Below are 12,073 nucleotides of genomic sequence, written 5' to 3'. Positions count from 1 at the left end.
CTCATGCAGGAGTCAAAAGAACAGCGCGTACACGGCGTGTTTGAAAAAATCTATAAAAATTATGACCAAATGAACTCTGTTATCAGTTTTCAGCAGCATAAAAAATGGCGCGATAAAACGATGCAGATCATGAATGTAAAAGAAGGCGCAAAAGCGCTTGATGTCTGCTGCGGAACGGCTGACTGGACGATTGCCCTCGCAGAAGCTGCCGGAAAAAGCGGCGAAATCAAAGGACTGGATTTCAGCAAAAATATGCTGAGCATCGGTGAGAAAAAAGTGAAAGAGGGCGGTTACAGCCAAATTGAGCTTTTGCACGGAAATGCGATGGAGCTTCCTTTCGCTGATGATTCTTTTGATTTTGTCACCATCGGCTTCGGGCTGCGAAACGTTCCCGACTATCTGACCGTGCTGAAAGAAATGCGGCGGGTCGTCAAACCGGGCGGACAGGTCGTATGTCTGGAAACATCCCAGCCGGAAATGTTCGGATTCAGACAGGCATATTTTCTTTATTTTAAATACATCATGCCTTTCTTCGGAAAAATGTTTGCGAAGAGCTATAAAGAATATTCTTGGCTTCAAGAATCGGCAAGAGAATTTCCCGGTATGAAAGAGCTTGCGCGTCTGTTTGAAGAAGCGGGCCTGACGAATGTCAAATACCATTCGTTTACCGGCGGAGTGGCCGCTACGCATATCGGTTGGAAATGATGAATATACAGATGTTTGGGTGAATGATATGAAATTTAAAATGGCCTATTCTTTTTTAAATGACGATATTGATGTGATCGAAAGGGAGCTTGAGCAAACGGTGCGGTCAGACTATCCCTTGCTGAGTGAAGCCGGGCTCCACCTGCTCCAGGCGGGCGGCAAGCGGATCCGCCCTGTTTTCGTATTGCTTTCCGGCATGTTCGGCGACTATGACATTAATAAAATAAAATATGTTGCGGTGACGCTGGAAATGATTCATATGGCGTCCCTCGTGCATGACGACGTCATTGATGACGCCGAGCTGCGGAGGGGAAAACCGACCATCAAAGCCAAGTGGGACAACCGCATCGCCATGTATACCGGTGATTATATGCTTGCGGGCTCACTTGAGATGATGACGAGATTGGATGAGCCGAAAGCCCACCGGATCCTGTCCAAAACCATCGTAGAAGTATGCCTCGGAGAAATTGAACAGATCAGAGATAAATACAATATGGAACAAAACCTCAGAACCTATTTGCGCCGCATCAAACGGAAAACGGCTCTTCTCATTGCCGTCAGCTGCCAGCTCGGCGCCATCGCTTCGGGAGCTGATGAGAAGATTCACAAAGCATTATATTGGTTCGGTTATTACGTGGGCATGTCCTATCAGATTATTGACGACATTCTTGATTTCACTTCAACGGAAGAGGAACTGGGAAAACCGGTCGGAGGGGATCTGCTGCAAGGAAATGTCACTCTGCCCGTTTTGTACGCGCTCCGTCAGCCTGAATTGAAAAATCAGCTGAAATTAATTAACAGTGAAACAACACAGGAGCAGCTCGCCCCCATTATTGAAAATATTAAACGCACAGACGCGATTGAAAAATCAATGGCCGTCAGTGACAGGTACTTAAAAAAAGCGTTTGAAAAACTGAATACACTGCCGAGAGGACGTGCGCGCTCATCATTGGCCGCCATCGCCAAATATATCGGCAAACGGAAATTTTAAATTCCTTTTACGAACAAGATGTGAACATTCTCCGCCCTGGATTGATTAATTGTCAGAAAGATGTTACGATTTCGGTGTGCAACTTGAAAGCCTATACATAATGATGGGGTGGAGAATCTTATGGAAAAAACTTTTATCATGGTAAAACCGGACGGCGTACAGCGCCAGCTGATCGGAGAGATTTTATCCAGATTTGAGCGTAAGGGCTTACAATTGGCAGGAGCCAAGCTAATGCAAGTTTCAGAACAGATGGCTGAAACCCATTATGCTGAACATAAAGGGAAGCCGTTTTTCGGCGAGCTTGTGGAATTCATTACATCAGGACCCGTATTTGCAATGGTATGGGAAGGGGAAAATGTAGTAGAGATCACAAGACAGCTGATCGGAAAAACGAACCCGAAAGATGCACTGCCGGGCACAATCCGCGGTGACTACGGCATGTTTGTCGGCAAAAATATCATTCACGGTTCAGACTCCTTAGAAAGCGCTGAGCGGGAAATTCACATTTTCTTTAAACAGGAAGAGCTTGTACCGTATCAAAAATTAATGGCCGACTGGGTGTACTAAACCGTCAGCCTTTCTTTTTCTCGTATTATGAAAAGGTTTACATCATTTATGAAAGACAGAGGCTGTTCCGCCCTGTCTTTTCGTTTCTCACAAATCAGCCCGCGGGCTGATTTTTTTATTGAAATCGTACAATTTCGACAGAAAACAGGCTATACTAGGACAAAAGACAGCGAGATTGGGAGAGAAGCAATGGAGCCTTACGACATTTTTATCACCAAGTGGAAACAAATAACCGGCGTTGATTTATCTTTATACAAAGAAGCACAGATGAAAAGGCGGCTGACGTCCCTTTATGAAAAGAAGGGGTTCAGAGATTTTCAGGAATTTGCCGCCGCTTTGGAAAAAGATAAGCTTTTATTAAATGAAACATTGGACAGAATGACGATCAATGTTTCTGAATTTTACCGAAATTATAAACGGTGGGAAGTTCTTGAAACCTCAATTCTCCCATTAATAAAGCATAACAAACCGTTAAAAATATGGAGTGCGGCCTGTTCAACGGGAGAGGAGCCCTATACTTTGGCGATGATTCTCAATCAGCAGACGGGACTGGCCGGATTTGATATATTGGCGACAGATATTGATGAAAAGGCGCTAAGCAAAGCCAAGCGGGGCATCTATCAGGAACGCTCGCTGCAAGAGGTGCCGGCTTCCGTGAAAAGCCGTTATTTCACCAAGCAGACTGACAACAGCTATCAAGTAAAACAAGAGATTCAGAAAAACATCCGGTTTAAGCGGCACAACCTGCTTGCCGACAGCTATGAACAGGATTTTGATCTGATCGTCTGCCGCAACGTCTTTATTTATTTTACTGAAAAAGCAAAAGAAGAGCTGTATGTGAAAATGGCGGGCAGTCTGAAAAAGAACGGAATTCTGTTTGTCGGCAGTACAGAACAAATTTTCAGCCCGGAAAAATTCGGCCTTGAGAGCACTGATACATTTTTTTATCAAAAAAGATAGAAGACATTTAATGAAAACTTGTGGTATAGTTTTACTTAAAAGCGTTAATGCGATGAAGGGAGAAGAAAGAAATGAGATACTTAACAGCCGGAGAATCACACGGTCCGCAGCTGACGACAATTATAGAAGGTGTGCCTGCGGGGCTTTATATAACTGAAGAAGACATTAATTTTGAGCTTGCCAGACGTCAAAAAGGGCACGGCCGCGGACGCCGCATGCAGATTGAAACGGACAGAGCGAAGATCACAAGCGGCGTGCGGCATGCCCGGACACTCGGTTCACCGATCGCGCTCGTTGTAGAAAATAAAGACTGGACCCACTGGACAAAAATTATGGGCGCTGCACCGATTACAGAAGAAGAAGAAAGTGAAATGAAACGCCAGATTTCAAGACCGAGACCGGGACACGCAGATTTGAACGGTGCGATTAAGTATAATCACCGTGATATGAGAAATGTGTTAGAACGATCTTCCGCGCGTGAGACAACGGTTCGCGTGGCTGCCGGAGCCGTCGCTAAAAAGATTTTAGCGGAGCTTGGCATTAAAGTCGCCGGACATGTCCTTCAAATCGGCAGCGTAAAAGCAGAGAAAACCGATTACACATCCATTGAGGATCTCAAACGGGTAACGGAAGAATCACCGGTCAGATGCTACGATGAAGAAGCAGGCCGTCAAATGATGGCAGCCATTGATGAAGCGAAGGCAAACGGCGACTCGATCGGCGGAATCGTTGAAGTGATCGTCGAAGGCATGCCGGTCGGTGTCGGAAGCTATGTCCACTATGACCGTAAGCTGGACAGCAAGCTCGCTGCTGCCGTTCTGTCGATTAACGCGTTTAAAGGCGTAGAGTTCGGCATCGGTTTTGAAGCGGCCGGCAAAAACGGCAGTGAAGTTCATGATGAAATCGTATGGGATGAAGAGAAAGGCTATACACGCGCCACAAACAGGCTCGGAGGATTAGAAGGCGGTATGACGACGGGAATGCCGATTGTCGTCCGCGGCGTTATGAAACCGATCCCTACTTTGTACAAGCCGCTGAAAAGCGTCGACATTGAAACGAAAGAACCGTTTACTGCGAGCATTGAACGTTCAGACAGCTGCGCGGTTCCGGCAGCAAGTGTAGTGGCTGAAGCAGCAGTGGCCTGGGAAATCGCAAATGCCGTCGTTGAACAATTCGGGCTTGACCAGATCGACCGAATTAAAGAAAATGTTGAAAACATGAAAAAATTATCGAGGGAATTCTGATGAAAGAGCTTGAGGTTCGGACAGCTTCCTCCGCATATCCCGTGTATATCGGTGAAGGCATAAGGAAACAGGCCGCTGCCCTTTTGTCTTCACTGAACAGGCCGCTGACAAAGATCCTTCTCATCATTGATGCTGAAGTTGACCGGCTTTACGGTGATGAGATGTTCCGGCTTTTAAACGAAACATGGCCCGTGAAAAAAGTGATCGTTCCAAGCGGAGAAGAAGCGAAATCTCTAAAAGAGTATGAACGGATTCAAACGGAAGCGATCGCTTTCCATATGGACCGCTCCTCATGTATGATCGCCTTCGGAGGCGGCGTGACGGGTGATTTGGCCGGCTTTTGCGCAGCAACTTTTATGCGCGGAATTGATTTCATTCAAATGCCGACAACACTGCTTGCCCATGACAGCGCGGTCGGCGGCAAGGTGGCCGTCAACCATAAACTCGGAAAGAACTTAATCGGCGCGTTTTATCAGCCGAAAGCGGTGATTTACGATACGGAGCTTCTGAAAACCCTGCCGGAACAAGAGCTGAGATCGGGCATGGCTGAAGTGATCAAACACGCGTTTATCGCCGATTATGCTTTTTTAGAAAAACTTCTCACGTTTGACACGTTGCAAGGACTGACAAGCGCTGAGCTGAATGAAATGATTTATAAAGGAATTTCAATCAAATCGGCCGTCGTGCGTGAGGACGAAAAGGAAGAGGGGATAAGAGCTTTTCTGAATTTCGGCCATACGCTCGGCCATGCCGTTGAGGCGGAATACGGCTACGGACGGATTACACATGGAGATGCGGTCGCCCTCGGCATGCAGTTTGCCCTTTACGTGAGTGAACAGGTTGCACGTTGCAAGATGAACAGGAAAGAACTCACACAATGGCTGATTGGGCTCGGCTACCCGGGAAGCATCAGACAAGATATTGAAACGCCGGTTCTCTCCGCCCGGATGATGAATGATAAAAAAACGCGCGGAGGCATGACACAGTTCATCGTGTTAAAGGAATTAGGCGAAGCGCGGGACTGCATGCTTTCAAAAGATGAGCTCGAAAATTTGCTGAACAAATGGCGAATGGAGGAAACAGCATGATGATACGCGGCATTCGCGGAGCAACAACGGTGGAACAAGACACCGAACAAGAAATTTTAGAAAAAACACAGCAGCTGCTTGAAAAAATCATTGAACAAAATGGATGCAAGCCGGAAGACGTTGTACAGATCCTGTTATCCGCCACGCCTGATATCCATTCCGTATTTCCGGCAAAAGCGGTCCGCCGCCTTTCCGGGTGGCAATACGTCCCGGTGACGTGCATGCAGGAAATGGATGTCACCGGCGCTCTGCAAAAGTGTATCCGTGTCCTGATGACGGTTCAGACGGATACGCCTCAGGATGAAATCAAGCATGTCTATTTAGAAAAAGCCGTTGTGTTAAGGCCGGATTTATCATTGACAAAAAATACTGACATGTAATACGATAAACAAAGCTTAGAAATACACAAGAGTGTGTATAGAGCTGGTAAGTAAGACATTGAACAGTTGAGTTTAGAATAGGGTAGCAGAGAATGAGTTTAGCTGAGCTGAGATAAACACGTTTTTATTCTGCCCAAAAGAAGCCTTTCTTTTGGGTTTATTTCTTATACGCAAGACTCCTCTCACTCTTCATCTCATTCTCCTTACCGTAAGGAGGAGAATCATGAATTTACAATCGGATGTTTCTTTATTTTTAAAGGACAGTCTGACACACCGCACCATTCCAATCGCAGAGACTTTTACGGTCGACACGATCACACCCATTCAGATGGTTGAAAAACTGGACAGAAACATTACGTATCTTTTAGAAAGCAAGGATGAGTCGTCAAGCTGGTCGAGATACTCTTTTATCGGCCTTGATCCTTTTATCACGATTAAAGAGAGTCATAACACATTCACTGCCGCTGATCCAAATGGGCATACGCTGTTTGAAGCCGGAGAATTAAAAGCCGTGCTTGACTGGATGAATGAGAGCTTCCGCATTAAAACACCCGAGCTTGATATCCCATTTTCGGGAGGGGCGGTCGGTTATCTGAGCTATGACATGATTCCTTTGATTGAGCCTTCCGTGCCAAGCCACGCGAAAGTAACAGATTTCGAAAAATGCATGCTGTTTGTCTGCCGGAAAATCATCGCGTACGACCACGAAACGAAACAAGTGCATTTCATTCAATATGCGGCGCTTAACGGCCGGGAGACGGAGGAAGAAAAGCGGGCCGTTTTTAAAGAAAATTGCGCGGAGCTTCGTAAGCTTATCGGTATTTTGACAGAATCGAAAGATATGAAAGAGCCGTTTTTTTCTAAAGAAACGTTTGACACGCCAAGTTTTGCCGCTGTGACATCAAATTATACGAAAGAAGAGTTTATGGCCGGCGTTAATAAACTGAAAGAATATATAAAAGCGGGAGACATTTTTCAAGGGGTGCTTTCGCAAAAGTTTGACATTCCGGTATCCAGACATTCATTTGAGCTGTACAGGGTGCTCCGCATCATCAATCCTTCACCCTATATGTACTATATCAAACTGCCTGACAGAGACATTGTCGGTAGTTCTCCTGAACGTCTGATCCGCGTGCATGACAGGCACCTGGAAATTCATCCGATTGCCGGAACGAGAAGAAGGGGCGCCGGAAAAGAAGAGGATGAACGCCTGAAAAAAGAGCTGATGAATGACGAAAAAGAAAAAGCTGAACATTACATGCTCGTCGATCTTGCGCGCAATGACATCGGCAGAGTTGCGGAGTACGGTTCCGTAGCCGTTCCGGAATTCACAAAGGTCGTTTCTTTTTCACATGTGATGCACATCATCTCTGTTGTAACCGGCCGTTTAAAGCAGGGCATCCATCCCGTTGACGCGCTGATGTCAGCATTCCCGGCAGGAACACTCACGGGCGCTCCGAAAATCCGCGCGATGCAGCTTTTAAATGAATTAGAACCGACTTCCAGAGAAACCTACGGCGGATGTATCGCTTATATCGGATTTGACGGGTCGATTGATTCGTGTATTACCATCCGCACCATGAGTGTCAAAAACGGTACGGCATCGGTGCAGGCGGGCGCGGGAATAGTCGCCGATTCCGTCCCGGAAGCCGAATATGAAGAAAGCTGTAACAAAGCGGGGGCGCTTTTAAAAACGATTCAAATCGCAGAAGACATCTTTTCTGGCGGGGAGGAGAAGACGGATGAACAAATTTCTGCAATCGTGCGTTAATGGCCGTACGCTGAAAACCGGAGAAGCCGAAAAGCTGATGGAAATGATGATGAACGGGGACATGTCGCAGTCTGAGATCGGCGGGATTTTATCGGTGTTAGCCCACCGAGGTGAAACGGCGGAGGAGCTTGCCGGATTTGTAAAAGTGATGCGGGCGCGGGCACAGACATCAGGTGGCTTGGCGGATGTCGTTGATACGTGCGGAACAGGCGGAGACGGGATTTCTACGTTTAACATATCCACGGCAGCGGCGATTACAGCTTCTGCCGCCGGAGCTAAAATTGCCAAGCACGGAAATCGCTCCGTTTCGTCTAAAAGCGGCAGCGCGGATGTGCTGGAAAAGCTGGGGGTTTCCATTCAAGCCACTCCAGAAAGCGTTAAACGCAGCATTGAAATGAAACAAATGGGGTTTTTGTTTGCGCCGCTGTTTCATTCGTCAATGAAGCACGTCGCCGCCGCAAGAAAAGAGCTTGGCTTCCGAACCGTATTTAATCTGCTGGGTCCGCTCAGCAACCCGCTGCAGGTGAAGCGGCAGGTGATCGGCGTCTATTCATTTGATAAAGCGCGCCTGATGGCAAGCGCTTTGGAACAATTTGATGTCAGACACGTCATGCTTGTGTCGGCCCGTGACGGATTAGATGAACTGTCCATCTCAGCACCGACCGATATCATTGAACTGAAAAACGGTGAACGTCTGGAATATTCCGTTTCACCTGAACAATTCGGTTTTACAGAAGGTTCACTAAAGGATATTCAAGTGAGTTCATCGGAAGAAAGCGCGCTCCTCATTCAGAATATTTTTGCAAATAAAGTTCCGTCATCCGCTCTGCATATTACCGCCTTAAATGCGGGCGCGGCCATTTATACGGCAGGTCTTGCAAACGATCTGAAAGAAGGAACGAAAACCGCCTTAGAAGCGATTCAAAACGGAGATGCCAAAAGGCAGCTCGAACGTCTGAAACAGAAAGAGGAAGAAATGTATGCTTGATCAAATCATTCAGCAGAAAAAAGAAGAAATCAAATCCATCGTGCTGCCGGAAACCTGTCAAATTGAACGGAGATCCTTTAAAAAAGCGCTCCAGAACCCGAACCGTTTTATCGGGCTGATTGCCGAAGTGAAAAAAGCTTCGCCGTCTAAAGGATTGATTAAAGAGCATTTTGTTCCGGAAACGATTGCGGCGGATTATGAAGCGGCTAAAGCCGACGCCCTTTCAGTTCTCACGGATACCCGTTTTTTTCAGGGGAGAAATCAATTTCTGACAGATGTTAAACAAACGGTGTCTCTTCCCGTGCTGAGAAAAGATTTTATTATTGATTCCCTTCAGGTGGAGGAATCGTTCAGGATCGGCGCCGATGCCATTTTGCTGATCGGGGAAGCGCTGGAACCTTCAGAGCTTCATGAGCTTTATCTGGAAGCCCGCGAGAAGGGCATGGACGTTCTCGTTGAAGTCCATGATGAAACTGTGCTTGAACGGATTTTACAAGTGTTTCAGCCGGACATTCTCGGCATAAACAACCGGGACTTAAAAACGTTCCGTACTTCTGTTTCGCAAACGGAAAAAATAGCGCAGCTTGTACCGGACGGCTGCCTGCTGGTCAGCGAAAGCGGCATCGGTTCTTTGGCTGACCTGCAATTCGTCAACAAGCACGGGGCGCAGGCTGTATTGGTCGGAGAATCCTTAATGAGAGAGGATTCGCAGCAAAAGGCGATCCGCGGACTGTTCGGGGAGTGACGATATGAAAAAGCCTGAGGTAAAGTACTGCGGAATACGATCGAAGCATGATTATGAACTTGCGGCAGCTTCAGAAGCGGATTATCTGGGATTTATTTTTGCCGCAAGCAAACGGAGAGTAACGCCGGATGAGGTCCGGAAATGGAAAGAGAAGGTCCGGACAGACAAGAAACATGTCGGAGTATTTGTAAATGAAACGATAGAAAACATCGCGCAAATCGCCTCTGATCTGGCACTTGACGCCATCCAGCTTCACGGTGATGAATCGCCTGAGGATGCCCGCCGCCTCCGTCCGCTTGTGCACTCGGAAATATGGAAAGCGCTCCATCACGGGGAAGGGACGCTCCGTCAGATGGCTCAATTTGCACCTGCTGTCGACGGTTATGTCATTGATTCTTCAGTGAAAGGAATGAGAGGCGGGACGGGAATCGCGTTTTCATGGGCCCGTGTCCCCTTGTACCGAAAGCAGGCTCAAAATGCAAACAAGCGCTGTTTTATCGCGGGCGGCGTTAATCCTGAAACGATTACCGGCTTACTGAGATCGCGTCCGTGCGGTATAGATCTTGCCAGCGGAATTGAAAAAAACGGACAAAAGGATCAAACACTGATCCGGCTTTTAGAAGAAAGGATGAACCACTATGTATCCATATCCAAATGAAATCGGAAGATACGGCGAATTCGGCGGCAAATTTGTCCCTGAAACATTGATGCGGCCCCTTGAGGAAATCGAAACGGCTTTCAAAGAATTAAAGAATGATCCCGTATTTCATGCCGAATATAAAAAACTACTGTTTGATTACTCTGGAAGACCGACTGCATTAACGTTCGCAGACAGGGTGTCAGAGTATTTGGGAGGGGCGAAAATCTATCTGAAAAGAGAAGATTTAAACCATACCGGCTCTCATAAAATTAACAACGCGTTAGGCCAGATTCTGCTTGCCAAAAAGATGGGCAAAACGAAAATCATCGCCGAAACCGGTGCGGGACAGCACGGTGTGGCTGCCGCGACAGCCGCCGCAAAATTCGGTTTTAAGTGTACGGTTTTTATGGGTGAAGAAGACGTTGCACGCCAGTCGCTGAACGTATTCCGGATGAAACTGCTCGGCGCGGAAGTGGTGCCGGTCACAAGCGGCAACGGCACGCTGAAAGATGCGACGAATGAGGCGATCAGGTATTGGGTCCAGCATTGTGAAGATCATTTCTACCTCATCGGTTCTGTAGTGGGGCCGCACCCGTATCCGTATATCGTTCGCGAATTTCAGAAAATCATCGGCGAGGAAGCGAAAGAACAGCTCCGCCGGGTTGAAGGAACACTCCCGAACAAGGTTGTTGCATGTGTCGGCGGCGGAAGCAATGCGATGGGCATATTTCAGGCCTTTTTAGACGAAGATATTGAGCTGATCGGCGCCGAGGCGGCGGGAAAAGGAATTGATACGCCGCTGCATGCGGCAACGATCGCAAAAGGGACGCTCGGGGTGATTCACGGTTCAATGACCTATTTAATACAAGATGAATACGGGCAGATTATCGAACCGTATTCCATTTCAGCAGGCCTTGATTACCCGGGGATCGGCCCTGAGCACGCCTATCTGCATAAAAGCGGCCGTGTAACGTACGAAAGCGTGACAGACGATGAAGCGATTGCCGCGTTACGTCTGCTTTCTGAAACAGAAGGTATTCTTCCGGCTATTGAATCTGCCCACGCTCTGGCAAAAGCGTTTGAAATGGCAAAAGACATGGATAAAGACAAAATCATTCTCGTCAGTTTGTCGGGAAGAGGAGATAAAGATGTTCATACGCTGATGAATGTTTTGGAAAACGGGGTGGAGACACATGTTTAATCTGCGAGATTCTGAAAAATTATTTATCCCTTTTATTACTGCTGGCGATCCGCTTCCTGACATTTCTGTTGAGCTGGCAATATCATTGCAGAATGCAGGCGCTTCTGCCCTTGAAATCGGCGTTCCTTACACAGATCCGCTTGCGGACGGACCCGTCATACAACGGGCTTCAAAACGGGCTCTGGAAAACGGAATGAATATCGTAAAAGCAATTGAACTTGGCGGCAAAATGAAAAAAAACGGCGTTCATATTCCAATTATCCTCTTTACGTATTATAATCCTGTGTTACAATTAGAAAAAGAATACTTTTTCGCTTTACTGCGGGAAAACGACATAGACGGTCTGCTTGTACCCGACCTTCCATTAGAGGAAAGCGCCCTTTTGCAAATGACATGCAAAAAGGAGAACATCGCTTATATCTCACTGGTTGCGCCGACAAGTGAAGACCGTTTGAAAATAATTACTGAACAGGCCTGCGGCTTTGTGTATTGTGTATCCTCTTTAGGAGTGACGGGCGTACGCAGCGAGTTCGATCCGTCTGTATACTCTTTCATTCGTAAGGTGAAAGAATTCAGCTCTGTTCCGGTGGCGGTCGGTTTTGGCATTTCAAACCGCAAACAGGTTGACAGGATGAATGAAATATCTGACGGTGTCGTTGTCGGCAGCGCGCTTGTCAAAAAAGTTGAAGAGCTTAAAACAAAGCTTGTGAATCCCGGCACAAGAGCTGATGCGCTTCTTGAATTTGAAGAATACGCAAAGACGTTCGGACGACTGTACAGTGTAAAATGAGGT

At 47.1% G+C, this 12,073-nt stretch carries 13 protein-coding genes; all 13 read left to right on the top strand.

Annotated features, from left to right (window positions below):
• The first annotated feature begins 3 nt into the window (after positions 1 to 3).
• The 13 genes from menG to trpA all read left to right on the top strand — a co-directional run bounded on the left by menG (position 4) and on the right by trpA (position 12,070).
• Complete coding sequence (gene menG, locus G9F50_RS10105; protein ID WP_003153453.1) at positions 4 to 705, top strand: demethylmenaquinone methyltransferase; 702 nt, start codon at positions 4 to 6, stop codon at positions 703 to 705.
• A 28-nt stretch (positions 706 to 733) separates the two neighbouring features.
• Entirely contained in the window at positions 734 to 1,696 is a 963-nt protein-coding gene (gene hepT / locus G9F50_RS10100; protein WP_003153454.1) for a heptaprenyl diphosphate synthase component II, read from the top strand.
• A 120-nt stretch (positions 1,697 to 1,816) separates the two neighbouring features.
• Positions 1,817 to 2,263 carry a nucleoside-diphosphate kinase gene (gene ndk, locus G9F50_RS10095; RefSeq protein ID WP_012117865.1) on the top strand — a complete coding sequence of 149 codons (447 nt, stop codon included), beginning with the start codon at positions 1,817 to 1,819 and terminating at the stop codon, positions 2,261 to 2,263.
• A 189-nt stretch (positions 2,264 to 2,452) separates the two neighbouring features.
• On the top strand, positions 2,453 to 3,223 hold the full coding sequence (locus G9F50_RS10090) for a protein-glutamate O-methyltransferase (RefSeq protein ID WP_060562778.1): 771 nt from the start codon (positions 2,453 to 2,455) through the stop codon (positions 3,221 to 3,223).
• 71 nt (positions 3,224 to 3,294) lie between these two features.
• A complete protein-coding gene (gene aroC / locus G9F50_RS10085) occupies positions 3,295 to 4,467 on the top strand; it encodes a chorismate synthase (RefSeq protein WP_003153459.1) in 1,173 nt (390 codons plus the stop codon).
• Positions 4,467 to 5,555: a 3-dehydroquinate synthase gene (gene aroB / locus G9F50_RS10080; RefSeq protein WP_015240104.1), complete on the top strand. Its 1,089-nt coding sequence runs from the start codon at positions 4,467 to 4,469 to the stop codon at positions 5,553 to 5,555. The genes aroC and aroB overlap by 1 nt, the downstream gene beginning before the upstream one ends.
• Positions 5,552 to 5,935: a chorismate mutase gene (aroH, locus tag G9F50_RS10075; RefSeq protein ID WP_003153463.1), complete on the top strand. Its 384-nt coding sequence runs from the start codon at positions 5,552 to 5,554 to the stop codon at positions 5,933 to 5,935. Before aroB ends, aroH begins: the two co-directional genes overlap by 4 nt.
• 223 nt (positions 5,936 to 6,158) lie before the next feature.
• Positions 6,159 to 7,706, top strand: a complete 1,548-nt coding sequence (gene trpE / locus G9F50_RS10070) for an anthranilate synthase component I (RefSeq protein ID WP_060562779.1) — start codon at positions 6,159 to 6,161, stop codon at positions 7,704 to 7,706.
• Positions 7,678 to 8,694, top strand: a complete 1,017-nt coding sequence (trpD, locus tag G9F50_RS10065; RefSeq protein ID WP_060562780.1) for an anthranilate phosphoribosyltransferase — start codon at positions 7,678 to 7,680, stop codon at positions 8,692 to 8,694. Before trpE ends, trpD begins: the two co-directional genes overlap by 29 nt.
• On the top strand, positions 8,687 to 9,439 hold the full coding sequence (gene trpC, locus G9F50_RS10060; RefSeq protein ID WP_012117859.1) for an indole-3-glycerol phosphate synthase TrpC: 753 nt from the start codon (positions 8,687 to 8,689) through the stop codon (positions 9,437 to 9,439). The genes trpD and trpC overlap by 8 nt, the downstream gene beginning before the upstream one ends.
• 4 nt (positions 9,440 to 9,443) lie before the next feature.
• Entirely contained in the window at positions 9,444 to 10,097 is a 654-nt protein-coding gene (locus tag G9F50_RS10055; RefSeq protein WP_060562781.1) for a phosphoribosylanthranilate isomerase, read from the top strand.
• Positions 10,078 to 11,280 (top strand): tryptophan synthase subunit beta, encoded by a 1,203-nt coding sequence (gene trpB, locus G9F50_RS10050; protein ID WP_060562782.1) that lies wholly within the window; start codon positions 10,078 to 10,080, stop codon positions 11,278 to 11,280. The genes G9F50_RS10055 and trpB overlap by 20 nt, the downstream gene beginning before the upstream one ends.
• Complete coding sequence (trpA, locus tag G9F50_RS10045) at positions 11,273 to 12,070, top strand: tryptophan synthase subunit alpha (RefSeq protein WP_017418034.1); 798 nt, start codon at positions 11,273 to 11,275, stop codon at positions 12,068 to 12,070. The genes trpB and trpA overlap by 8 nt, the downstream gene beginning before the upstream one ends.
• Positions 12,071 to 12,073 lie beyond the last annotated feature (3 nt).

Origin of the sequence: Bacillus sp. EKM206B (assembly GCF_011066015.1) — a bacterium.
Taxonomy (GTDB): domain Bacteria; phylum Bacillota; class Bacilli; order Bacillales; family Bacillaceae; genus Bacillus; species Bacillus velezensis.
The sequence above is the reverse complement of the archived record's forward strand: the minus strand, read 5'-3'. Positions and strand labels throughout refer to the sequence as shown.